This is a genomic window from Thalassococcus arenae (assembly GCF_019104745.1).
In the GTDB taxonomy this organism is placed as follows: Bacteria; Pseudomonadota; Alphaproteobacteria; order Rhodobacterales; family Rhodobacteraceae; genus Thalassococcus_B; species Thalassococcus_B arenae.
Map to the genome: position 1 here is coordinate 1116714 of NZ_JAHRWL010000002.1, position 22873 is coordinate 1139586.

Annotated in this window: 21 protein-coding genes; all 21 read left to right on the plus strand. The window is 59.9% G+C overall.

Annotated elements, in window-relative coordinates:
• On the plus strand, positions 1–423 hold the full coding sequence (locus KUH32_RS16810; protein ID WP_203198778.1) for a ribbon-helix-helix protein, CopG family: 423 nt from the start codon (positions 1–3) through the stop codon (positions 421–423).
• A 162-nt stretch (positions 424–585) separates the two neighbouring features.
• Complete coding sequence (locus tag KUH32_RS16815; protein WP_217779751.1) at positions 586–1440, plus strand: BrxR family helix-turn-helix transcriptional regulator; 855 nt, start codon at positions 586–588, stop codon at positions 1438–1440.
• On the plus strand, positions 1437–4853 hold the full coding sequence (locus KUH32_RS16820) for a DEAD/DEAH box helicase family protein (RefSeq protein WP_217779752.1): 3417 nt from the start codon (positions 1437–1439) through the stop codon (positions 4851–4853). Before KUH32_RS16815 ends, KUH32_RS16820 begins: the two co-directional genes overlap by 4 nt.
• Positions 4853–6373 (plus strand): type I restriction-modification system subunit M, encoded by a 1521-nt coding sequence (locus KUH32_RS16825; RefSeq protein ID WP_217779753.1) that lies wholly within the window; start codon positions 4853–4855, stop codon positions 6371–6373. The genes KUH32_RS16820 and KUH32_RS16825 overlap by 1 nt, the downstream gene beginning before the upstream one ends.
• A gap of 5 nt (positions 6374–6378) precedes the next feature.
• The gene (locus KUH32_RS16830; protein ID WP_217779754.1) at positions 6379–7497 is read left to right on the plus strand and encodes a restriction endonuclease subunit S; all 1119 of its coding nucleotides are present in this window, start codon (positions 6379–6381) and stop codon (positions 7495–7497) included.
• The gene (locus tag KUH32_RS16835; RefSeq protein WP_217779755.1) at positions 7494–8423 is read left to right on the plus strand and encodes a DUF5655 domain-containing protein; all 930 of its coding nucleotides are present in this window, start codon (positions 7494–7496) and stop codon (positions 8421–8423) included. The genes KUH32_RS16830 and KUH32_RS16835 overlap by 4 nt, the downstream gene beginning before the upstream one ends.
• A 9-nt stretch (positions 8424–8432) precedes the next feature.
• On the plus strand, positions 8433–8948 hold the full coding sequence (locus tag KUH32_RS16840; protein ID WP_217779756.1) for a hypothetical protein: 516 nt from the start codon (positions 8433–8435) through the stop codon (positions 8946–8948).
• Positions 8941–9918 carry a GIY-YIG nuclease family protein gene (locus KUH32_RS16845; protein WP_217779757.1) on the plus strand — a complete coding sequence of 326 codons (978 nt, stop codon included), beginning with the start codon at positions 8941–8943 and terminating at the stop codon, positions 9916–9918. Before KUH32_RS16840 ends, KUH32_RS16845 begins: the two co-directional genes overlap by 8 nt.
• 13 nt (positions 9919–9931) lie before the next feature.
• Positions 9932–11623, plus strand: a complete 1692-nt coding sequence (locus tag KUH32_RS16850; protein WP_217779758.1) for an AAA family ATPase — start codon at positions 9932–9934, stop codon at positions 11621–11623.
• Positions 11623–12555, plus strand: a complete 933-nt coding sequence (locus KUH32_RS16855; RefSeq protein ID WP_203198769.1) for a hypothetical protein — start codon at positions 11623–11625, stop codon at positions 12553–12555. Before KUH32_RS16850 ends, KUH32_RS16855 begins: the two co-directional genes overlap by 1 nt.
• 351 nt (positions 12556–12906) lie before the next feature.
• Entirely contained in the window at positions 12907–13842 is a 936-nt protein-coding gene (gene trbB / locus KUH32_RS16860) for a P-type conjugative transfer ATPase TrbB (RefSeq protein WP_431358196.1), read from the plus strand.
• Positions 13839–14165 (plus strand): TrbC/VirB2 family type IV secretion system protein, encoded by a 327-nt coding sequence (locus KUH32_RS16865; protein WP_217779760.1) that lies wholly within the window; start codon positions 13839–13841, stop codon positions 14163–14165. Before trbB ends, KUH32_RS16865 begins: the two co-directional genes overlap by 4 nt.
• Positions 14165–14434: a VirB3 family type IV secretion system protein gene (locus KUH32_RS16870; protein ID WP_217779761.1), complete on the plus strand. Its 270-nt coding sequence runs from the start codon at positions 14165–14167 to the stop codon at positions 14432–14434. Before KUH32_RS16865 ends, KUH32_RS16870 begins: the two co-directional genes overlap by 1 nt.
• A gap of 4 nt (positions 14435–14438) precedes the next feature.
• Positions 14439–16919: a conjugal transfer protein TrbE gene (gene trbE / locus KUH32_RS16875; protein WP_217779762.1), complete on the plus strand. Its 2481-nt coding sequence runs from the start codon at positions 14439–14441 to the stop codon at positions 16917–16919.
• On the plus strand, positions 16903–17685 hold the full coding sequence (trbJ, locus tag KUH32_RS16880; protein WP_217779763.1) for a P-type conjugative transfer protein TrbJ: 783 nt from the start codon (positions 16903–16905) through the stop codon (positions 17683–17685). Before trbE ends, trbJ begins: the two co-directional genes overlap by 17 nt.
• Before the next feature lie 4 nt (positions 17686–17689).
• Positions 17690–17959, plus strand: coding sequence for a putative entry exclusion protein TrbK-alt (trbK-alt, locus tag KUH32_RS16885; protein WP_217779764.1), 270 nt, complete (start codon positions 17690–17692; stop codon positions 17957–17959).
• A gap of 4 nt (positions 17960–17963) precedes the next feature.
• Positions 17964–19250, plus strand: a complete 1287-nt coding sequence (gene trbL, locus KUH32_RS16890) for a P-type conjugative transfer protein TrbL (RefSeq protein WP_217779765.1) — start codon at positions 17964–17966, stop codon at positions 19248–19250.
• On the plus strand, positions 19250–19933 hold the full coding sequence (gene trbF, locus KUH32_RS16895; RefSeq protein ID WP_217779766.1) for a conjugal transfer protein TrbF: 684 nt from the start codon (positions 19250–19252) through the stop codon (positions 19931–19933). Before trbL ends, trbF begins: the two co-directional genes overlap by 1 nt.
• Positions 19930–20910 (plus strand): P-type conjugative transfer protein TrbG, encoded by a 981-nt coding sequence (gene trbG / locus KUH32_RS16900; RefSeq protein WP_217779767.1) that lies wholly within the window; start codon positions 19930–19932, stop codon positions 20908–20910. Before trbF ends, trbG begins: the two co-directional genes overlap by 4 nt.
• On the plus strand, positions 20907–22106 hold the full coding sequence (locus tag KUH32_RS16905) for a TraB/TrbI/VirB10 family type IV secretion system protein (RefSeq protein ID WP_254899194.1): 1200 nt from the start codon (positions 20907–20909) through the stop codon (positions 22104–22106). The genes trbG and KUH32_RS16905 overlap by 4 nt, the downstream gene beginning before the upstream one ends.
• Positions 22103–22375 (plus strand): DUF2274 domain-containing protein, encoded by a 273-nt coding sequence (locus KUH32_RS16910; RefSeq protein ID WP_149884418.1) that lies wholly within the window; start codon positions 22103–22105, stop codon positions 22373–22375. Before KUH32_RS16905 ends, KUH32_RS16910 begins: the two co-directional genes overlap by 4 nt.
• The last annotated feature ends 498 nt before the right edge of the window (positions 22376–22873 follow it).

Genomic DNA, 22873 nt, shown 5'->3' on the forward strand with positions numbered 1-22873 from the left:
ATGAAGAAAGCCAAGATCACAGCCTATGTCGACCCAGCCCTCTTCGACGAAATCGACGCACTGGCGGCGCGACGGCGCGTTCCCAAAACCCAGATCATCGAGGCGGCATTGGCGTCGTTGCTCTCACCCGACAGCGCCGAACAGAGCGAGGCCGCGATTGTCCGGCGGCTCGATCGCCTGACGAGGTCGTTGGAGCGTTTGGAACGCGACCAGGAAATCACGACTGAGGCGCTCGCGCTGTTCGTCCGCTTCTGGTTGACCACGACACCACCCCTGCCCGATGACACATACTTGGCGGCCAAGGCGAAAGGGAAAGAGCGGTATGGAGGCTTCGTTGAGACGCTGGCGCGGCGGCTGGGAAAAGGAACGACCTTGACAAGAGAGCTATCTCGGGAAGAGCCAAACCCCAAAGTCCAAGATTAGCAAGAGGAACAGAAAAAGTTATCAAAAACATGGAATTAATCAAAGTTCGTTGCTCAATTTGACGTTCTTCAAGGCGTCGATCCCGGCCTCAACAAAGTCGGTTGACCTTGGTTCGGATACTTTATATACGAATATTTATTATACCCAACTGCGAGTCGAGCGATGGCCGCCACCGAACTGAAATGGGCGACGGAACAAAGGTTCCAGTTTATCGAGTACCAAGCCTTCTGGCTTGGTAGTCTCAACCGTGTCGACCTCACATCGCATTTTGGCATCTCGGTACCTCAAGCTTCCAAGGATATAGCAGCCTACCAGTCTCTACACCCGCAAAACATAAAATACGATCACAGCGAGAAGCGGTACTTTGTGACGAAGGAGTTTGCGCCTCACTTCATAGAGCTGAAGCCAGATGTATTCCTCAATGGCCTGTTGAGAGAAGCAGATGATTGTCAAAATCCTGTACTGCTGCCGACTGAAGGTATCCCGATTCCGAAGCGACTGATTGACCCATTTGTGCTGCAATCCCTGACTGAGTGCATTGCGACCAATCAGTCGGTGGAAATTCTGTATCAGTCGATGAGCTCGAACAAACCCGATGCAATCTGGCGCCGTATAACACCCCACAGCTTTGCAACTGATGGGCTTCGTTGGCACACGAGGGCCTACTGTCACATCGATCAAAAATTCAAAGACTTCCTGATATCTAGGTGTCTTGGCTCCCGCGAGCCTGGAGCATCTGCCGCATCGGTTCATGACGATATCTATTGGAACAAGTCTTTCGAGATCCGCCTCGTGCCCAACCCCGCACTGTCCACTTCGCAGAAGAGGGTAGTGGCAACCGACTATGGCATGCGCGACGCAAGGCTTACCGTTTCCACGCGGATGGCCATGTTGTACTATTTTGAGAAGCGCTTGCGGTTAGACGTTGCGCATCTCATGGACGACCCAGGCGAATGCCCGGTGATTATTGAGAACAAATCGGCTTTCGACGCCGCCGTCGAGGAGGCGACAAAATGACCGCCTCCAATTTCGACTTTCTAAAGGACCACTGGCCCGAGGTTGCTGTTCTTGGCGCAAGGGCCGAGAGCTACGCGATGCTCGATGCCAGGAGTGCTATATTCAATCTCCGGCTTCTGGCAGAGAATCTGGTGAAGGACATCTATCACGCACTTCATCTGCCCAAACCGGTTAGACCGACTCAAATCGATCTTCTCACCAACAGCGCCTTTGTAGCCGTGGTGCCGAAAGTCGTACTGAACAAGCTGCATGCCATAAGGAAATTCGGAAATAAGGCGGCACACGGCGATGATGTTTCCCGGAATGACGCCCTGTGGTTGCTCAAGGAAGCTCATGATCTCAGTAAGTGGGCTATCATCAACTACTGTCAGGTAGACCACAAAACGCTACCGGCATTCGAGCAGCCAAAACTCGAAAGCGTGGGCAAGGAACAGCAACCGCTTACTCAGCAAGAGAAGCAGACCCTCCAAAAGCTAGCTGCTCAGGAAGAGCAAATCGTTGCGCTTTTGGCAGAGGTAGAAAAGTCCCGCGAGCAAGTTCAAGCCGCCGAGAAAAAGGCTGACGAACTAGCAGGCCTCGCAAAATCTGCTCAGCGGACCGCCGACGTCCTTGAGTTCAACGAGGCGACAACTCGGTCCCGCATCATTGACAACCTAATCGCAGCTGCCGGTTGGAATGTTGCGACGGGAGAAACATCGACGAATGAAGTCGTGAAAGAGATGGAGGTCGATGGCCAACCTACGCCGTCCGGAAAGGGCTTCGTCGACTATGTCCTGTTGGACGCAGACGGCTCGCCACTGGCGGTTATTGAGGCAAAGAAGACCTCCGTCGATCCGGAACTCGGCCGAAAGCAAGCGGTGCTGTACGCAGATGCACTAGAGAAGAAGTCTGGCCAGCGGCCGGTCATTTTCTACACCAACGGATACGATATCTGGATGTGGGACGATGCAGCCGGGTACCCGCCGCGAAAGGTGTTCGGCTACTACTCCATGGACAGTCTGCAGTATCTGGTCAAGTTCCAGCGGAAGAGCCGCAAGGATCTTAAGTCGCTGGTACCGCAAGAGCGGATCGTCAATCGCTTGTATCAGATCGAAGCGATCAAACGCGTGTCCGAGCGCTTTACCGACAAGCATCGAAAGGCGTTGATCGTCCAGGCAACAGGTACCGGCAAGACGCGTGTTGCGATCGCTCTTGCCGAATTGCTGATCCGCGCCGGATGGGCAAAGCGGGTGCTGTTTCTGTGCGACCGTAAGGAGCTCCGCAAACAGGCGAAAAACGCCTTCACTGACTTCCTCGATTCAGAGCCGATCCGGGTGGTCAACTCTCGTGTCAACGGTGCTGCCACGGAGCGCGTATTCATTTCGACGTACCCAGCGATGCTCAAGGTGTATCAGTCGTTCGATGTAGGGTTCTTCGATCTGATTATCGCTGACGAGTCGCACCGCAGCATCTACAACATCTATGGTGATCTCTTTCACTATTTCGACAGCCTCCAGGTCGGGTTGACGGCGACGCCGGTCAATTTCGTGACACGATCGACCTTTGGCCTTTTCAATTGCGAGGGCAAGCTGCCGACCTTCAGCTATGATCTGGAAGAGGCGGTGGGTGAGAGGCATCTCGTTCCCTTCGAGGTGATCGATCATACCACTCAATTCCTTCGTGACGGCATCACGCTTGATGGGCTGACCCAAACGCAAATCGACGAACTGGAAGCCCAAGGCGAAGACCCAAACGACTATGACTACTCTTCAGAACAGATCGACAAGGCGATTTACAATCGCGACACCAACCGTGTGATCATTCGCAATCTAATGGAAAACGCCATCCGAGATGCGAACGGACAGACCATCGGCAAGACGATCATCTTTGCGCGCAATCACGAACACGCCATGCTGATGAGCCGGCTATTCGACGAGATGTATCCGCAATATGGCGGAAAATTCTGTCAGGTGATCGACAACTATGACCCCCGCGCAGAAAGCCTGATTGACGATTTCAAGGGCACGGGCACCAACAGCGAGCTCACCATCGCTATTTCGGTGGATATGCTGGATACTGGTATCGATGTGCCTGAGATCGTGAACCTCGTTTTTGCCAAGCCTGTTCGCTCTCCGGTCAAGTTCTGGCAGATGGTAGGACGCGGCACACGGCTTTGCCCCGATCTGTTTGGCTCCGGCAAGGACAAGACCGTCTTCCGGATCTTCGATCACTGGGCCAACTTCAAACGCTTCGAAGAGGGCTACAAACCTGCCGAGCCGACGGTAACGAAATCACTGCTCCAACAGCTTTTCGAACAGCGCATCCAGCTTGCTGAAACGGCACTGCAGAAAAGCGAGATTGCCGTCTTCGATCACGTGATCCAGTTGATCGCTGCCGACATCAATGCGCTCGATGAAAACACAGTCGCTGTGCGGGAGAAGTGGCGGGAGAAGCGCTCGACTGCTTCGATTGAGAACCTGAAACGGTTCGATCCCGGGACAGTATCGGTGCTACGCCAGACCATCGCCCCGCTGATGCAATGGCGCGATATCAGGGGCAAGGCCGAGGCGCATGCGTTCGATCTGCTTGTGTGCAAGGCCCAGATCGCGGTCCTGCATCAGTCTGCCGAAGTCACCGATCTCAAGATCGATTTCCTCGACCGGCTGGGCTCGCTCCAGATGCATCTCAACCCGGTTCGGGAACAGGCCGAGGTGATCAAAAAGGCCAAGTCCGATGCCTTCTGGAACGGCGTGACCGTGATGGACCTTGAGGCCGTGCGCGAGCCGTTGCGCTGCATCATGGTATACCGCGACCGACAGAAGATTGGCGGCAACGGCCCCAAGATCGTCGACATCACGGAAGACACCGGTCTCGTGCAGTCCTCGCGCCGCAGCGCTTCGCTCAAGACCGTGGATATGGCTGCCTATGAGCAGCTCGTCGAGGCGGAACTAAAGAAGCACTTCGAGACCAACGCGACGTTGAAGAAAATCCGCGCAGGCGAGGCGGTCACGCCCGAGGACCTCAACGCAATCATCTCGCTGGTCCTGACCCAGAACCCCGATGTCAACCGCAACGCGCTGGAAGAGTTTTTTGCGTCCACGACGCTGCCGCTCGACATCACCATCCGCAAGATGGTCGGGCTCGAAGAACAGGCCGTGAAGGAAAAGTTCTCGGCTTTCGTGCTGGGCCATCCCGAACTGACCGCCAAGCAGACACGCTTCCTGGCGCTGCTGCAAAACCACATCATCAAGTTCGGTTTCATCACCATCGACCGCCTCTACGACCAGCCATTCACGGTTGTCGATGCCGATGGTCCCGAGGGCATTTTCGAAAAACCCGATGACATCGACCAGTTGATGAAGATCGTCAATCTCTTCGCTCCGGCGCCCAAAGGCGATGACGGAGCCGATACATCCCAAGGAAAGCTGCACTAATGGTAACCGGCGAATTGAAAAAGAAGATCGATGCCCTCTGGACCGAGTTCTGGACTGGCGGCATCACCAATCCGCTGACGGTGATCGAGCAGATCACCTTCCTGATCTTCGTGCGCCTGCTCGACGTGAACGAGGCCCGCGACGAAAACCGCCTGAAGCGCAGCGGCGTGGAGTTCAAGCGCCGGTTCAATGCTGATGAACAGGAACTCCGCTGGTCGCAGTTCCGCCATCTGGGTGCCGACGAGATGCTGCCGCTGGTGCGCGACCGCGTCTTCCCGCATTTCCGCAAGGCGTCCGTCGGCACCACCTTCGCCGAGTTCATGAAGGATGCGCAGCTGATGATCCAGAAGCCCAGCCTTCTGGTGAAGGCTGTCAACATGATCAACGATCTGCCGCTCACGTCTGGCGACACCAAAGGCGACCTCTATGAATACCTGCTGGGCAAGCTGACGACGGCAGGCATCAACGGCCAGTTCCGGACACCGCGCCACATCATCCGCCTGATGGTGGACATGCTGGAGCCCAAGCCCACCGATGTGATTTCCGATCCGTCATGTGGCACCGGCGGCTTTCTGGTCGAGACGATGAACTACCTTCTCGAAAACCACACGTCGCCCGAGGCGGTGATGGAGGAAACGGATCCGGACACCGGCAAGACCGAGAAGACCTTCACCGGCGACCTGCTCGAGGATCATTGGACCCATATCCGCAACGACATGTTCCATGGCTTCGATTTCGACGCCACCATGCTGCGCATCGCGGCCATGAACATGATGCTGCACGGTGTCGACAATCCCGACATCCATTACCAGGACACGCTGAGCAACAGCTTTCCTGAGCGCTTCCCCAAATCCGCAAGCGAAGGCTTTGACATCGTCCTCGCCAATCCGCCCTTCAAGGGCTCGCTCGATTTCGAAGATGTGCATGCCGGCTTGCTGCGGCAGGTGAAGACCAAGAAGACGGAACTGCTGTTCCTGGTGCTGATCCTGCGCATGCTGAAAACCGGCGGGCGCTCGGCCACCATTGTGCCCGACGGCGTGCTGTTCGGCTCGTCCACCGCCCATGTGGCGCTACGCAAGCTGCTGGTCGATCACAACCAGCTGGAGGCGGTGATCTCGCTGCCCTCGGGCGTGTTCAAGCCCTATGCGGGTGTGTCCACTGGCATCCTCGTCTTCACCAAAGGCGGGCGCACCGATGATGTCTTCTTTTACGATGTGGAGGCGGACGGTTACTCGCTGGACGACAAGCGCGACCCGATCGAGGCCAATGACCTGCCCGATTGCATCACCGCTTGGCGCAACCGTGATCCGAAGCGGGACACGGACCGCAAGCAGAAGGCCTTCTTCGTTCCGGCCGATGACATCCGCGAGGCGAACTTCGACCTCTCGCTCTCCAGATACAAGGAACGTGTCTACGAGGAGCAGGAATACGACCCACCGAAGCTCATCCTGAAGCGGATGAAAACCCTGAACGGCGACATCGCCAAGGACCTCGCCGAACTTGAGGGGATGTTGGGATGAGTGGAATGTCGCGTCTCGGCGATGTTTGCGAGTTTGTCTATGGAAAAAGTCTCCCCGCCTCAAAGAGGAAGGAAGGCAGTATCGCAGTGTATGGCTCGAATGGTGCGGTCGGATTCCATTGTGACGCCGTAACCAAGTCGCCAGCGATCATTGTTGGACGCAAAGGCTCAATCGGAAAACTAATCTACTCCGAGAAACCATGTTGGCCGATCGATACGACCTATTATGTTGAAAAGGATAGCACCGATGTAGATTTGCGTTGGCTTTTTCACGCCATGCAATCACTTCGTCTTGACGAATTAAACAAAGCTACTGGCGTACCTGGCCTCAACCGGAACGATGCATACGAGCGCAAGCTCTTTGTACCGAGCACTATCGACGAACAACGACGGATTGCGTCGATCCTCGACAAGGCCGATGCCATCCGCCGCAAACGCCAGCAGGCCCTCGCCCTCGCCGACGATTTTCTCAAGTCGGTGTTTGTGGAGATGTTCGGTGATCCTGAAACGAACCCGAAACAACTACCACAAGAGGAGCTTGGCAAACTATTGGAAAGGATCGATAGCGGTCATAGCCCCAAATGCGAAGCTAGGCCAGCTGCAGAGGACGAAATCGGGATTTTGAAAGTGAGCTCGATCTCATCCACTCACTTCAGGCCAGAAGAAAACAAGGCCGTTTTCGAAGGATATCCTATTGATGAACGAAACCTCGTTCATAAAGGTGATCTTCTCTTTTCCAGAAAGAACACTTACCAGTTAGTAGGCGCGTCCGCGATTGTTGAGAACGCACATGGAAAACTGGCGCTGCCCGACCTGATTTTTAGGCTCGTACCAAGATCGGATCGCAAAATTGAACTTCCGTATCTGTGGATGCTCTTGACCCAAGACTCAATCAGAGAGCGCTTGAGAAAAGTAGCCGGTGGATCGGCTGCGTCGATGCCAAACATTGGAAAAGAAAGACTCAGATCTGTCCTCCTCCCAATCGCCAAACCGGAGGATCAAGTCCAGTTTACTAAATACTACTCTAAGAGAATTTCATTGAAAAAGAAGCTTCAGGACAATTTGATATTATCGGAAGACCTCTTCGCCTCCCTCTCACAACGCGCTTTCCGGGGGGAGCTATGAGCGATCTGAAACTCTTCCGGATTGGCGGCACGGATGTCTGCGAGGTGCATGGCACGTCGCTGGCGCTGGAAAAATCGCTGCAGACGCTGATCGAGCAGAACCTGGAGACCTTTCTCGGTGTCCGCTTCCTCGCGTCGGAATTCTCCACCGGCCGCGATCATGGCGGGCGGATGGACACGCTCGGCATCGATGAAAATTCCTGCCCTGTGATCATCGAATACAAGCGTTCCTCCAACATGAACGTCATCAATCAGGGCCTGTTCTATCTCGACTGGCTGGTGACGCATCGCGGCGATTTCGAGATGCTGGTCTTGAAGAAGTTCGGCGAAAAGGCCGCCCAATCGGTCGAGTGGTCTTCACCGCGCCTGATCTGCATCGCCGGCGACTTCTCCCGCTATGACGAACACGCCATCAAGCAGATGAACCGCAACATCGAACTCATTCGCTACATGAAATTCGATGACGACCTGCTGCTGCTTGAACAGGTCAACGCGGCCTCTGCCCCGCTCAACGGCATGATCGCGACGGATAAAGTTGATGGCGGCACGGACGGCGGGCAAAAGCAGAAATACACCACCGTCTCGCAATATCTCGACAAGGCAGACGCTGAGCTGCGCGCGCTCTTTGATACGGTGAAGGAGCATCTTGAAGGGTTGGGCGATGACGTGCAGTTCAAGGTGCTGCGCTTCTATTTCGCGTTCAAGCGGATCAAGAATTTCGCCTGCGTCGAGATCAAGACCCAGGAGCGCAAGCTGATCGTCCACGTCAAGGTCGACCCCGACACCATCACGCTGGAAGACGGGTTTACCCGCGATGTGCGCACCATCGGCCATTTCGGCACCGGCGATCTGGAAATCACCATCCGCTCGATGGAGGACTTCGAGAAGGCCAAGCCGTTGTTCGAGCGCAGCTATGAGAATGCGTGAGGTGGGGTGATGGCGGAACTCCACACCCTCACCCTGCCCGGCCCGATGCTGCAACGCGGGTTCTGGCTCTATGTCTGGCGGATCGACACGCCGAAGGGTGAGCGCCTGTATGTCGGGCGCACCGGGGACAACAGCAGCCCATATGCGACCGCGCCGTACACGCGGATGGGGCAACATCTGGGATTTCAGAAAGCATCCAACAGCCTTCGCCGCTTGCTTACCGAACAGGGCATCGAACCGGAACAATGCGCCCAATACGATCTGGTCTCCTACGGGCCGATTTTTCCAGAGATCGGGAAGACTGCGGAGCAGGATCATGGCGAGCAGATGGAGCTACACAAACCTGTTCGCGACCGGATGGCAGCACTGGAACGGGACCTGCGCGACGCATTAGCCGATGCTGGCTATTCGCTCCTCAATGTGGTGCGCAGCAAGGCTCAATCCGATCCGGAAAACTGGTCGGCAGTTCTCGCGGCGTTTTCGGAGAACTTTCCGAAGCTGACGACGGGGCGCGCCGATGGGTGACCTCCTCCCCGAAAACCGCCAGATATGGGTGCGCGCATTCTACGGCTTCAACCCCGAGGAAGCGGGATACATCGGCTTCACCCATGAAGCGCAGCGCGAAGACATGCTGACCAAGATGAAGGACGGGGATCTTGTCCTCATCTACGGTGCCGTAGACTCTCTCACTGACACCGATTTACAGAGGCAGGCCCTTGGCTTCATGGAAGTGAAATTGGAGCGATGCCATGATCTGGACCGGCAGACTGAAGAGTCGAGGAAATGGAAGCTAGATCATGGTTTTCAGGATCGGTGGACTTACGGCCTGAAGGTTGTCCGTGCATGGCGCGTCACAAACCGGGTTCACATCAAGACGATTGCGCCTATAGCCTATGACAGCAAGAAGCGGTTTGAGAGAACGACAAAGGCTGTCCTGCTTGAGCCAGACGAAAAGCGCAGGGCGCTCAGCCACCATGTCCGGCAGGTGAACGTCTACGGTGAACCGCCCATCGCAGCGGATGAACTCGTCAGCGGCTATATGAACGACCTGCTCAAGCCGTCCAAGGGTATTCCTCCTAGTTTCGGGGACCGCACCTCAACGCATGAAGATGGAGAGAACCACCTCTACCTGATGAAGCTGTCAGCCGATGCTGAGGCGCTGCTTGGAAAAGCTGGCCCTCATGTCGGCAAAGCTCTGGTGAAGATCGGCAGATCGAATGATCCGAACCGCCGGTTGAAAGAAGTCAATGGCGGGTTCCCTGATCGCGCGGTTTGCAGGTGGGAACTCAAGCATAATCAGCCATTTGAAGACGGCGAAACGGCTCACAACTACGAAACCGAATTGAAAGAGCTCTTTGCCAGAGAATTCACCTCACAAGCTGGAGAGTTCTACACCGGTGATTGGTCTGCGATTGAGCGGGCTTTCCAAACTTTTTGTTTTTCCAAGATACCCAAGATTCTCGCTGCGGCTGGCAAAGCCATGGGCGTGAAATAAAAATGAGATTGTCATGCGACTGAGCCGGATCGAAATCGAAAACTTCAAGGGCGTTGGCGCCAGACAGGTCATCGAGCTGCGCCCGATCACGCTGTTGTTTGGCCCGAACAGCGCAGGCAAGAGTACGATCCTTCAAGCGTTGCACTATGTCCGCGAGATTTTGGAGAGGAAGAACCCCGATCCTGATCAAACAATTGCGGGCGGCCTGATCGATCTCGGCGGCTTCAAGAACCTGATCCACAATCATGATCTCTCAAAGTCGATGACGGTCAAACTGGTCATCGATTTGTCGGATGATCAGGGTAACGAACGGCTTCCAATCAACAATGGGAACTCGCTCGACGACCCTGAATTTGAAAATCTGCGCATCCGGTACATCGTCGGTGAGAACACCGATCTGAAGGAATATGCTGTCGTCCAGGAGATCGGTGTCTCCCTGCAGATTCAATGGAGCGACCTGATCAATGCACCTTATGTGTCGGGTCTGATTGTCGACATGGATGGCGAAAACATCGCCACGATCAAATCCCCACCGCAACCCGGCCAGGCTCAGCTCACCGAGTTCAACTTCCAACATCCACTGTTGCAGGAGTATATGGACGCCGATGAAGAACCTTCTCAGGACACGGAAGAGAGCGACCCACTTGGCACCAAACTGGGTATCGAGATTTGGGAGCTTTCCCGTGACATGGCCAGATCCGCAGACTTGAAAGGTGCCAGCGAGTTTCGCGTCGCAGCCGCATCCGTGATTGGCGCTCTGCCGGATATCAACAAGCCGTGGAACCTGGAACTGCGCGATCCGGAACCGAAGAAGCTGGAATTGGAGGGCAACACGCCTCGCGTTCGCGGCCTGTCTGCATTGCTCGACGAGTTGCTGCTTGGGCCATTGCGCATTACACGCGACTACCTTTCGCAGATGACCTATATCGGTCCGCTAAGGGACATCCCGCCCAGGGCTTTCCGACCCCAGGTTTCACCCGATGAGGGACGCTGGGCACAGGGTCTGGCAGCATGGGACCTCATCTATTCGGACACCAAGGGCAAACTACTCAGCGAAGTGAATGCCTGGCTGAGTGGCGAGGAAGGTCTGGGGACCAATTACGAAATCTCCAAGTCGGAATATCTGGAAGTACCGGTCTCGAGCCGTATCGATCAACTGTTCAAACGCGGCATCAGCGAAGACGACATCGGAGAACTGCAGGAAGAGTTTCAGAAGCTGGGATCGCGTACCGAGGTTGTTTTGCGTGACGTGGTGAAAGGCATTGATGTTGCCCCAAGCGATGTGGGCGTCGGCATCTCTCAGATGATTCCTGTCATCGTTGCTTGCCTTCGCGACAGGGATGGCATTCTGGCAATCGAGCAGCCCGAACTTCACATACATCCGGCAATTCAGGTTGGGGTCGGTGACCTTTTCATTCATTCTGTAGTGCCCGGCGAGCGATCTTTCGGTTCAGGCAAAAGCCTACTTGTCGAAACCCATAGTGAACACATCATGCTGCGGCTCCTACGCAGGGTGCGAGAGACCACCGAAGGAGCACTTCCGCCAAGGAAACACGCACTGAAGCCCGATGACCTCTCGGTAATATATGTCGAGAATAGCGAAGAAGAAGTGCACTTTCGCCGGCTTCGCGTGGATAGAGACGGTGATTTCTCTGACCGGTGGCCAGACGGATTCTTCGAAGAAAGGGCGGAGGAACTGTTCTGATGCTGTCGGAATACGCAGTAGAGCCTGCAACCATCGGCGCCGACTGGCGAACCTTCAAGGACCTGATCGACCGCTTCGGCGCCGATAAAGGTCGGCTCATTTCACGACTCCCGACAAAGTGGGAGAAGAAGGTCATCCAAGCAGCGAAAGAGGCTGGGGTGCCGGATATTCGTATGTCCAGCATCATAGAGCGTTTGCGCAACTCGAAGCATAAGGTCGTCGATTTCAATCGTGCCTATGACAGCGAGACAGACTGGATAAAAAACGCTCTATGCGAGCACGCCGCCCGGCCATTCAGAGCGATCATATGCGACGCTGGAAAAACAACCTGCGCAGAAACAATACATCCGGATGACTGCTCCGATGGGCATGCGCTTTTTAGAGCAGCAACAAGCTATAACGTGTTGAGGACCGCAGATGAAATTGCCGACGCCCTAAATGCCTTCGTTGCGGTGTCGAAGGAGGTCGACATCGTCGATCCTTACTTTGATCTTCGGCCAACCGAGGGCAACTATCTCGCCCCACTTGTAGCGCTTCTTGATCGACTCGGACGTGGGCCTTGGCCACCAAAAGTCATCAAGATCCATTTCCGAGAACATGGTTCGCGCCCCCCGCCTGAGCTCGTTGCTCGAGACGGTGCCCCCCAGATCAAAGGACGCCTCCCATTAGGCTACTGTTTGGAGCTTTATGCATGGTCGGAAAAAAAGGACGGCGAAGACTTCCACGATCGCTTCGTTTTGACAGACTTGGGCGGGATCATGATTGGTGCGGGCTTATCTGCAGATGCACCGGCTGAGTCTGCTGCATTCACACTCTTGGACTTCGAACACGCTCAGAGCCTTCGCAACAGATTTGCAGACGAATCAACAACCTACGCGCGCGCGGGATATGCTGTTCGAATCCATGACGACGGTAGCACCGAGTTATTCTGACGGTGAGAGTTCGATTATCTTCCATCTTGCGCGGCCGCACAGGGAGAACGCTTTCGCCAGGGCAAGTAGCGGAGAAAAGCAGATTCGAAATGAGTAGTTGTTCAACCCATACCAAAAGGCATCAAACGACGGTGGCACGTTCCAAGAACCAAATCCTATGGCCCAAATGCACTTTGACTGGCAGGTGAACTCAGCATTGCCCCTGCCTTTACGCGCCAAGCCCCTACTACGCCTTCACAGGTGTTGCCGGTAGGCCAATAGCGGTCTTCTTGATCGGTCTCGTGATCCATCGCGAGGCCAATCATGACCGTTACCCCTTTCAAAACCGAGACGTCTTCCCGCGGCGCACGCATGTTGCGCACAGCCCTTGGGCCTGGCATCGCTGCCTGGCTCGAAGATGCGGGCATCGTCGAGGTGATGCTGAACCCGGACGGGCGGCTCTGGGTTGACCGACTGGCAGAAGGGCTGAGCGACACAGGCGCGGTGCTGTCTCCCGCCGATGGCGAGCGCATCATCCGTCTTGTCGCGCATCATATCGGGGCGGAGGTCCATCCTGCAGCCCCACGGGTTTCAGCTGAACTGCCAGACACGGGCGAGCGCTTCGAAGGTTTGCTGCCGCCAGTGGTTTCCGCGCCTACCTTTGCCATTCGCAAGCCAGCCGTCGCGGTGTTTACCCTCGAGGACTATGTCTCCGGCGGCATTCTCTCGGCCGGCGCCGCCAACCAATTGCGCATTGGTGTCACGAGCCGGGCCAATATCCTCGTCGCGGGCGGGACCTCCACCGGCAAGACGACCCTCACCAATGCGCTGTTGGCGGAGATCGCCAAGACCTCGGACCGCGTGGTCCTGATTGAGGACACGCGCGAACTGCAATGCCTGAACCCCAACCTCGTGGCTCTCCGCACCAAGGACGGGGTCGCGACCTTGTCCGATCTCGTGCGCGCTTCGCTGCGGCTGAGGCCTGATCGCATCCCCATCGGCGAGGTGCGCGGGCCGGAAGCGCTCGACCTGCTCAAGGCCTGGGGTACCGGCCATCCGGGCGGGATCGGCACGATCCACGCCGGGTCCGCCATCGGCGCATTGCGGCGGCTGGAACAGCTGATCCAAGAAGCGGTGGTGACAGTTCCGCGCGCGCTGATCGCAGAAACCATCGACCTGATCGCCGTTCTGTCCGGACGGGGCGCCGAGCGTCGCCTCTCCGAGTTGGCGCGTGTCACCGGCCTGACCGCCTCCGGCGATTACGCTCTCAGCCCCCTTTTCCCACCAACACAAGGAAGCCATCCATGACCCTTCTGCCATCATTTCGCACAGCCCTTGGCGCAACCGCGTTCGGCCTCGTCGTCTTCGCCCTGCCCGAACCGGCGCTCGCCGCCGGGTCCGGCATGCCGTGGGAAGCCCCCTTGCAAACCATCCTCGAGTCGATCGAAGGCCCGGTCGCCAAGATCGTTGCTGTGATCATCATCATCGTGACCGGGCTGACGTTGGCCTTCGGCGACAGTTCGGGCGGGTTCCGGCGGCTGGTGCAGATCGTCTTCGGGCTGTCCATCGCCTTCGCGGCCTCGAGCTTTTTTCTCTCCTTCTTCTCCTTCGACGGCGGAGCGCTGATCTGATGGAGAACGCCAACGACATTCCCGGCTATTTCGCTCCGGTGCACCGCGCCCTGATCGATCCGATCCTGCTGGCCGGTGCGCCGCGCACCATCGCCATTGCCAATGGCACCCTAGCCGCCGCCATCGGGCTGGGCCTGCGGCTCTGGCTCGTGGGCCTCGCATTCTGGCTGGTTGGCCACCTCCTCGCTGTTTGGGCCGCGAAGCGGGACGCACAGATCGCCGAAGTGTCGCGGCGGCATCTCCGTTACCCGTCCTGGTTCGGGGTCTGAACCGTTGATGCGTCTGGCCGAATACCGCTCCAAATCCGCCCTACTGGCCGATTTTCTGCCCTGGGCTGCATTGATCGCGCCCGGCGTCATCCTGAACAAGGACGGCAGCCTGCAACGCACCGCGCGGTTTCGGGGGCCGGATCTGGATTCAGCCACGCCCGCCGAACTGGTAGCCACATCGGCCAGGCTGAACAGCGCGCTCCGGCGGCTTGGCTCCGGCTGGACTGTCTTCGTGGAAGCGCAGCGGACCCCGGCACAGGACTATCCCGCCTCCGACTTTCCCGATCCTGTCTCCGCCCTCGTCGATGCCGAACGCCGCGCGCAATTCGAAGAAGCGGGCGCGCATTTCGAGAGCGCGTATTTCCTGACGTTGGTCTGGATGCCGCCCGCTGACGACGCGAGCCGCGCCGAAGGCTGGTTGCTGGAGAACGCCCCTGATCGCAGCACCAAGCCTCAGGATCTTGTCTCCAGCTTTGTCGGCCGTGCGGATCGGCTGATCGATCTGCTGGACGGGTTCATGCCGGAAATCGCCTGGCTCTCCGATGCCGAGACCCTGTCCTACCTGCATTCGACCGTTTCGACCCGGCGCCAGCGCGTCCGCGTCCCGGAGGTCCCGATGCATCTGGACGCGCTGCTGGCCGATGACCCTCTTGTGGGTGGGCTGACACCCCGCCTCGGGGCCGCACATCTCAAGACCCTGACCATCATTGGGCTGCCAAGCGCTACCTGGCCCGGACTGCTCGACGAGTTGAACGGGCGAGGGTTCGAGTATCGCTGGTGCACGCGCACGATCTGCCTCGACAAGACGGATGCCGCCCGGGTGTTCACCCGCATCCGCCGCCAGTGGTTCGCCAAGCGCAAGTCGGTCGCCGCGATCCTGAAGGAGGTGATGACCAACGAGGCCTCGACCTTGCTCGACAGCGATGCGGCCAACAAGGCGGCAGATGCCGATGAGGCACTGCAAGAACTCGGCGCCGATGTGGCGGGGGCGGCCTATGTCACCGCCACGATCACCGTCTGGGACGAAGACCCGCGGGCGGCCGAAGCGAAGCTCAAGGCGGTAGAGAAGATCGTACAGGGGCGTGATTTTACCTGCATCCCGGAAACCCTGAACGCACTCGAGGCCTGGCTCGGCTCCCTGCCCGGCCACCTCTACGCCAATGTCCGTCAGCCACCCATCTCGACGTTGAACCTCGCCCATATGATCCCGATCTCTGCGGTCTGGGCGGGGCCGGATCGGAACGACTATCTGGACGGCCCGCCGCTGTTCCACGCCGAAACCGACGGCACGACCCCGTTTCGCTTCTCCACCCATGTGGGCGATGTCGGCCATACCTTGATCGTCGGCCCGACCGGCGCGGGCAAATCAGTCCTGCTAGCTTTGATGGCGCTGCAGTTCCGCCGCTACCCGGGCGCGCAGGTCTTCGCCTTCGATTTTGGCGGATCGATCCGTTGCGCCACGCTCGCCATGGGCGGGGACTGGGAAAACCTCGGCGATGCGCTAGCCGACGAGGAACCGGCGGTGCAACTGCAGCCGTTCGCCGGGATCGATGAGGCGTCGGAACGCGCCTGGGCGCAGGACTGGCTCGCGGGAATCCTCGGACGGGAAGGCGCGAAGATCGAACCCGTCGCGCGCGATCACCTCTGGTCGGCGCTGACCTCGCTCGCCTCGGCCCCGCGCGAGGAACGCACGCTGACCGGCCTCTCGGTCCTGCTTCAATCAACCGAACTCAAACGCGCGCTGAAGCCCTTCTGCCTAGGCGGGCCTTTCGGACGGCTTCTCGATGCTGAGGCCGAAGACCTGGGCAGCGCGGACGTGCTCGCGTTTGAAACGGAGGGGCTGATCGGGTCCCCCGCCGCACCCGCCGTGCTGGCCTATCTCTTCCACCGGATCGAGGCACGCCTCGACGGCCGCCCCACGATGATCCTGATCGACGAGGGCTGGCTGGCGCTGGATGACGCCAATTTCGGCGGACAGCTGCGCGAATGGCTGAAGACGTTGAGGAAGAAGAACGCCTCAGTGATCTTCGCGACTCAGTCGCTGGCCGATATCGACGGGTCCCTCATAGCACCCGCCATCATCGAGAGCTGCCCCACACGGATTTTCCTGCCCAACGAGCGCGCCTTCGAACCCCAGATCGCACGGATCTACCGGAACTTCGGGCTGAACGACCGCCAGATCGACATCCTCGCTCGCGCGACGTCGAAGCGGGACTACTACTGCCAGTCGCGGCGGGGCAACCGGCTCTTCTCGCTGGGCCTCGGCGAGGTGGCGCTGGCCTTCACCGCCTCCTCATCCAAGGCCGATCAGGCCGCAATCAGCAATCTTATCGCCACCCATGGCCGGGATGGCTTTGCCGCCGCCTGGCTGCGTCATCGCGGTCTTGATTGGGCCATCGACCTGCTCGGGCCCGACATCGCACCAGCCGATCCGACACCCCCTCACCCTGACCAAAAGGAGACAGAACATGACCCGCAATCCTGAGCGCCCTGCCCGGCCCCGCAAACTCGCCGCCGCATTGATGGCCAGCGCCCTCGTCCTGACACCGGTTATATCGACACCCGCCCAGGCCTTCTTCTTCGGCGGCGGTGGGCGGATCGTCTACGACCCGCGGAACCATGCTGAAAACATCCTCTCGGCTGCCCGCGCACTGGAACAGATCAACAACCAGATCGCCCAGATCCAGAACCAGGCGCAGATGCTGATGAACGATGCGCTGAACCTCGCGAACCTCCCCCATTCCTCTCTGGCGCAGCTGCAGGACGCCATCGGCGAAACCCAGCGACTCCTGGCCGATGCCCAGAGCCTCGCCTTCGACGTGGCCACTATCGAACAGGCCTTCACGCAGGACTACGGTGCTGCAGCCGCCCAGGGTGATTTCAACGCGATGATCGCCGGTGCGCGTGAGCGGTGGGAAACCTCCGTCGCGGGCTTCGAGGACGCGTTGCGCGTACAGGCCGGGGTCGTGGGCAATATCGACGGCGCGCGAACTCAGATGGACGCGCTCATCCGCGAAAGCCAAGGAGCCGTTGGGGCCCTGCAGGTCGCGCAGGCTGGCAACCAACTGCTCGCATTGCAATCGACACAGATCGCCGATCTGACGGCAGCCATCGCCGCGCAGAACCGGGCCGAAGCGCTGGAAGCCGCCCGCATCGCCTCGGCCGAGGCGCAGGGCCGCGAAAACCTCGCCCGGTTCCTCGATTACGGCGGCGGCTACTCCCCCGGCACAGTACGGCTGTTCGGGGAGTAAGCGCATGGCCCTCGACACCCCGCGAACTCTGCGCCTTGTCGCCTTCGGTATCGGCGGCCTTGCCGCCCTCGCCGCCGCGGTCGAACTGACACGCACCGTCCTGCCCACCGACACCGGGCATGTGGTCAGGGATGACGCCTTGCGCGGCATCCTCGCGCGTTGCCGTGACCTGACGCCCGAAGACTACGCCACCGACACCGAATGCCGCGCCGCCTGGGAGGCGGCCCGGCAGCGCTTCTTCGATCTGGCTCCAGAGCCGGCCGGGACGGAGTGAGGCGATGGGCGGCGTCAGTGTCATCGACCGGTTTCTCGAAGTCTTCGCCTCCTACATCGACTCCGGTTTCGGACTTCTCGGGGGCGACGTCGCCTTTCTCGCGACCACGTTGATCGTGATCGACATAACCTTGGCCGCGCTCTTCTGGGCCTGGGGTGCGGATGACGACATCATCGCGCGGCTGGTGAAGAAGACCCTCTTCGTCGGGGTCTTCGCCTACATCATCGGCAACTGGAACACGCTGGCCCGGATCGTCTTCGACAGTTTCGCAGGCCTTGGCCTGGTGGCCACCGGCGGCACCCTTTCCGCCGCCGAACTCCTCCAGCCCGGGCGCATCGCGCAGGTTGGGCTCGAGGCGGGTCAGCCGATCCTCGCCTCCATCGCCGAACTGACCGGTTTCGTCGCCGTCTTCGAAAACCTGATCCAGATCCTCATCCTGTTCTTCGCCTGGCTCGTGGTCCTGCTGTCCTTCTTCATCCTTGCGATCCAGCTCTTCGTCACCCTGATCGAATTCAAGCTGGCCACGCTGGCGGGCTTCATCCTCGTGCCCTTCGGCCTCTTCAACAAGACCGCCTTCATGGCCGAACGTGTGCTGGGCCTCGTCATTTCCTCTGGCGTCAAGGTGCTGGTGCTGGCCGTCATCGTCGGTATCGGCTCCACCATCTTCAGCGAGTTCACCGCCGGATTCGCGGGTGAGCCCACAATCAACGACACGATGTCCGTGGTGCTCGGCGCGCTGGCACTCCTCGCCCTCGGCATCTTCGGTCCCGGCATCGCGAACGGCATCGTCTCGGGTGGGCCGCAGCTTGGCGCAGGCGCCGCCGTCGGTACCGGGATCGCCGTGGGCGGGGCCGCGGTCGCCGGTGCGGCCGGGACCCGCATGGCCCTTGGCACCGTTGGCTCCGGTCTGCGTGGCGCGAGCGCGGTCGGCAGCGGAACCGCCACCGCCTATCAACTTGGCGCCGCATCGCGCAGCACGGCACTGGGCAAGTCTGTTGGCGGCGTGGCCGCTGTCGGCAAGACCGGTGCCGTCGCCGCGTTCAGCCCGCTCCGGCGTGCGATCTCGGACGGCGCTGGGACCGGCGCCCGCACCGCCTATGCAGCCACAGGCGGTCGATTTGCGGGGAACACCATGCCCGCCCCGGCGAATGATGGCCCGCCCGACTGGGCGCGGCGGATGAAGCGCCAGCAGTCCCTCCAGCACGGCCTCTCGACGGCCGCCCATGCGCTCCGCTCCGGCGATCATGGCGGTGGCGGCACGGTCGTCAGCCTCTCCGAAAGGTCCTCCTGATGTTCCGACGCCCCAGTGTCCGCTACGGCACCACGCCCGAGCCTGTCACCCCCTACCAGAAGGCCGCCCAGGTCTGGGACGAGCGGATCGGCTCGGCCCGCGTTCAGGCCCGCAACTGGCGCCTGATGGCGCTCGGCTGCCTGGCCCTGTCCGCCGGGGTCAGCACGGCGCTGGTCTGGCAATCGACGCGCAGCAGCGTCTTCCCATACGTGGTCGAGGTCGACAACCTCGGCGCAGCGCAGGCCGTCGCCCCCGCGCTCGCCGAGTACCGCCCGACCGATCCGCAAATCGCTTGGCATCTCGCCCGCTTCGTCGAGCATGTCCGCCAGCTTCCCGCCGACCCGATCGTGCTGCGCCAGAACTGGCTACGTGCCTATGACTTCGCCACGGATCGCGGGGCCATTGCGCTGAACGACTATGCCCGCGTGAACGATCCGTTCGCCCGCGTTGGCGACACGCAGGTCTCCGTTGAGGTTTCCAGCGTCATCCGCGCTTCGGACACGAGCTTCCGCGTCGCCTGGATCGAGCGGCGCTACGAGAACGGTCAACTCGCCGCCACCGAACGCTGGACCGCCATCCTGACCGTCGTGGTCCAGCCGCCGCGCGATGCGGAGCGTCTGCGGGCCAACCCGCTCGGCGTCTATGTCCATGCCATCAACTGGTCGAGGGAGAATGCCCAATGAGACGACTTCCCCCCATCCCCGTTCTTCTCCTCGCGGCCACGGCGCTGACCGCCTGCGCGGGGCAGCGCCCGCCCGAAATCGCCTATGACGACCAGGTCCCGGCCCTTGCTCCGCCGCCGGCACCACCCTCGGCCGAGGGGCTGCCCAGCCCGGTTCACACACCGCCTGCCTGGACGCCCTCCCGCGGCGGCGATCCGGAAGCGGACACACCGGAAGCCCGCATCATCGCCGCCAATGCCGCCGCCCGCGTCGAACCCCGCCAGCAGGGCTATTACAACGCCATGCAGGTTTTTCCGTGGAGCGAAGGCGCGCTTTACCAGATCTACGCCGCCCCCGGGCAGATCACGAATATCGCGCTCGAACCCGGTGAACGCCTGACCGGTCCCGGCCCGATCGCGGCGGGCGACACCGCCCGCTGGATCATTGGCGACACCACAAGCGGCGCTGGATCCACCGAGCGCGTCCATATCCTCGTGAAACCCACCCGCCCCGTCATCTCCACCAATCTCGTCGTAAACACCGACCGGCGCACCTATCACATCGAATTGCACGCCGACGAGGAGACCTGGATGCCCAGCGTTGCTTGGGCCTATCCAGAGGTGCGATCCACGCCCCGCACCCCGACAATCCGCCGCCCGGCGATCCCGCACGAGGCCGAGCGGCACTACCGTTACGGCTTGCAGGGCGACGCCCCACCATGGCGGCCGGTCTCGGTCTTCGACGATGGACGGCGTGTCTATGTCGTCTTCCCGCCCGGCATCGCCCAGGGCGAAATGCCCCCGCTCTTCGTGATCGGCGCGGATGGACGCGGCCAGATCGTCAACACCCGCGTTCTCGGCAACGTGCTGATCGTGGACCGCCTGTTCGGGGCCGCAGAACTGCGTCTCGGCGAAAGACGACAGCAGGTCGTGCGGATCGTGCGGACAGATGGCGATCAACGCCCGCCGCGCGCGCCCCAGCCAGAGGTGGAGCGATGACACAAAACCCTGATATCCAAGAGCCGCCACGGACCGAGGAAGACATCGCCCACGAGCTTCGCCTCAGGCCCGATCCGCCCCGTGTCATGCGCCTGTCCCGCCGGGCCATTGCCTTTGCCACCGCCATCGGCGGTCTGGGTCTGGGCGCGGTCCTGATCGTGGCCCTGCAGAACAATCGGCAGGAGGGCACGCAGACCGAGCTCTTTTCCACCGAACGCATTCAGGCGGCTGAAGGGCTGTCCACGCTACCTCGGGATTACGCCGATGTCCCGCGTCTCGGCCCACCCTTGCCCGGTGAGTTGGGCCGCGCCATCCTTGGGGCGCAAGATCGCGGCCAGCCGGTTCCGGCACCGCCCCTTTCCGGTCCATTGGCCCCCACAGTCGATCCGGAGGAACAACGCCGTCTCCAGGAACTCGACGCCGCCCGGCTGAGCGCCCTTTTCGCCGAGGCGCAAACCGTGCTGCGCAGCGGAACACAGGCCACACCGACCTCCCCCGTGACCGGCGCGCTCTTCCCCTCCACATTGGGCAGCCCTACGGCAAGCGATCCGATTTCCGGCCGGGAGGCGTTCCTCACCCGTCCCGGAGACACGGACACCGTCAGTGCGCAACGCATAGTGCCGCCGCCCAGCCCCTACATCCTGCAGGCCGGCACGGTGATCCCGGCCGCCCTGATCACCGGCCTGCGCTCCGACCTTCCCGGCCAGATCTCGGCACAGGTGACGTCGAATGTCTTTGATAGCCCCTCAGGGCGGTACTTGCTGATCCCGCAAGGCGCTCGGCTTCTGGGAGAATACGACAGCCGCATCGCATCCGGGCAAAGCCGTCTGCTTCTGGTCTGGACCCGCCTCATCCTTCCAGATGGTCGCTCCATTATGCTGGAGCGCGCGCCCGGCACTGACGGAACAGGCGCGTCCGGCCTGCAGGACCGGGTCAACTATCATTGGGGTCGCGTCTTCCTTGCTGCTGGCCTCGCCACGATCCTGAACCTCGGCCTGGAAAGTGGCGCAGAAACCGAAGACGATGTCGCCCGCGCCATCCGCGAGGCCGCGCAGGACACGATCGGACGGACCGGGGACGAGATCGTCCGCCAGCAGCTCGCCGTCCCGCCGACACTGACCATACGCCCGGGCTTCCCCGTCCGCGTCATGGTCACCCGCGATCTGATCCTCGAGCCCTTGGGAGAAGTCCGATGACGAAACTGAAGCTTGGCCCGATCCATGACGACAAGCCGGTCAAGCTGACCGTCGAACTTCCCGCTGATGTGCACCGTGACCTTTGCGACTACGCGGCTGTCCTGGGCCAACAGACCGGCCAGGATCTTGAGCCCGCCCGCCTCGTCGCCCCCATGCTCGACCGCTTCATGGCCACGGACCGCGGGTTCGCTGCAGCGCGCAAAGCGGGATCGAGGGCTAATCGCAAGAAGCCAGACCCACCGAAGCCACTGGATTCCGATCAGGGCTAAGTATCTGAGAAATCATAAGTCTCTTGGCGGATCGCATTGCACACGGATCGCACATAGGCACCCCCTACCCGCCTGAAGTTGCGACGGAGTCGAGCCGATCCTCCATCGGTGCTGCAATGTATCGAGGTTTCCAACGCATCACTGCAATGAATACTCTCTTCAATTCTTTTGATGGGCCGCCAAACAGCCCCTAAACAGCCCCCAAAACACACTGAGGCAAGCTTATGATGAATGCATGGCATTGCTCGAATCATAGATTTCCAGCCTGAGCTTTTAGAAGCCTTATTATCCAGAACGATTCCAAGATTCCTTTAGCCGCTGCGCAGTTGCATTAACGGCTCTTTTACATGCTGAACCAACAACGTGGCACACAGTTCTTGGCAATTTGATTAAGCGTGGAGAGGCAAGCTTTGGGAGACTAAAAGAATGGGTGGAACAGCAGTCGCAACATTATTTTATGTGTCGGCAAAACAACGTATTGGCACCGTGCGCGGAGCG

Bases quoted from the DNA above. Each gene is read 5' to 3' on its own strand.
- KUH32_RS16810 (WP_203198778.1), top strand. From the start codon at position 1: ATGAAGAAAGCCAAGATCACAGCCTATGTCGACCCAGCCCTCTTCGAC.
- KUH32_RS16815 (WP_217779751.1), top strand. From the start codon at position 586: ATGGCCGCCACCGAACTGAAATGGGCGACGGAACAAAGGTTCCAGTTT.
- KUH32_RS16820 (WP_217779752.1), top strand. From the start codon at position 1,437: ATGACCGCCTCCAATTTCGACTTTCTAAAGGACCACTGGCCCGAGGTT.
- KUH32_RS16825 (WP_217779753.1), top strand. From the start codon at position 4,853: ATGGTAACCGGCGAATTGAAAAAGAAGATCGATGCCCTCTGGACCGAG.
- KUH32_RS16830 (WP_217779754.1), top strand. From the start codon at position 6,379: ATGTCGCGTCTCGGCGATGTTTGCGAGTTTGTCTATGGAAAAAGTCTC.
- KUH32_RS16835 (WP_217779755.1), top strand. From the start codon at position 7,494: ATGAGCGATCTGAAACTCTTCCGGATTGGCGGCACGGATGTCTGCGAG.
- KUH32_RS16840 (WP_217779756.1), top strand. From the start codon at position 8,433: ATGGCGGAACTCCACACCCTCACCCTGCCCGGCCCGATGCTGCAACGC.
- KUH32_RS16845 (WP_217779757.1), top strand. From the start codon at position 8,941: ATGGGTGACCTCCTCCCCGAAAACCGCCAGATATGGGTGCGCGCATTC.
- KUH32_RS16850 (WP_217779758.1), top strand. From the start codon at position 9,932: ATGCGACTGAGCCGGATCGAAATCGAAAACTTCAAGGGCGTTGGCGCC.
- KUH32_RS16855 (WP_203198769.1), top strand. From the start codon at position 11,623: ATGCTGTCGGAATACGCAGTAGAGCCTGCAACCATCGGCGCCGACTGG.
- trbB (WP_431358196.1), top strand. From the start codon at position 12,907: ATGTTGCGCACAGCCCTTGGGCCTGGCATCGCTGCCTGGCTCGAAGAT.
- KUH32_RS16865 (WP_217779760.1), top strand. From the start codon at position 13,839: ATGACCCTTCTGCCATCATTTCGCACAGCCCTTGGCGCAACCGCGTTC.
- KUH32_RS16870 (WP_217779761.1), top strand. From the start codon at position 14,165: ATGGAGAACGCCAACGACATTCCCGGCTATTTCGCTCCGGTGCACCGC.
- trbJ (WP_217779763.1), top strand. From the start codon at position 16,903: ATGACCCGCAATCCTGAGCGCCCTGCCCGGCCCCGCAAACTCGCCGCC.
- trbK-alt (WP_217779764.1), top strand. From the start codon at position 17,690: ATGGCCCTCGACACCCCGCGAACTCTGCGCCTTGTCGCCTTCGGTATC.
- trbL (WP_217779765.1), top strand. From the start codon at position 17,964: ATGGGCGGCGTCAGTGTCATCGACCGGTTTCTCGAAGTCTTCGCCTCC.
- trbF (WP_217779766.1), top strand. From the start codon at position 19,250: ATGTTCCGACGCCCCAGTGTCCGCTACGGCACCACGCCCGAGCCTGTC.
- trbG (WP_217779767.1), top strand. From the start codon at position 19,930: ATGAGACGACTTCCCCCCATCCCCGTTCTTCTCCTCGCGGCCACGGCG.
- KUH32_RS16905 (WP_254899194.1), top strand. From the start codon at position 20,907: ATGACACAAAACCCTGATATCCAAGAGCCGCCACGGACCGAGGAAGAC.
- KUH32_RS16910 (WP_149884418.1), top strand. From the start codon at position 22,103: ATGACGAAACTGAAGCTTGGCCCGATCCATGACGACAAGCCGGTCAAG.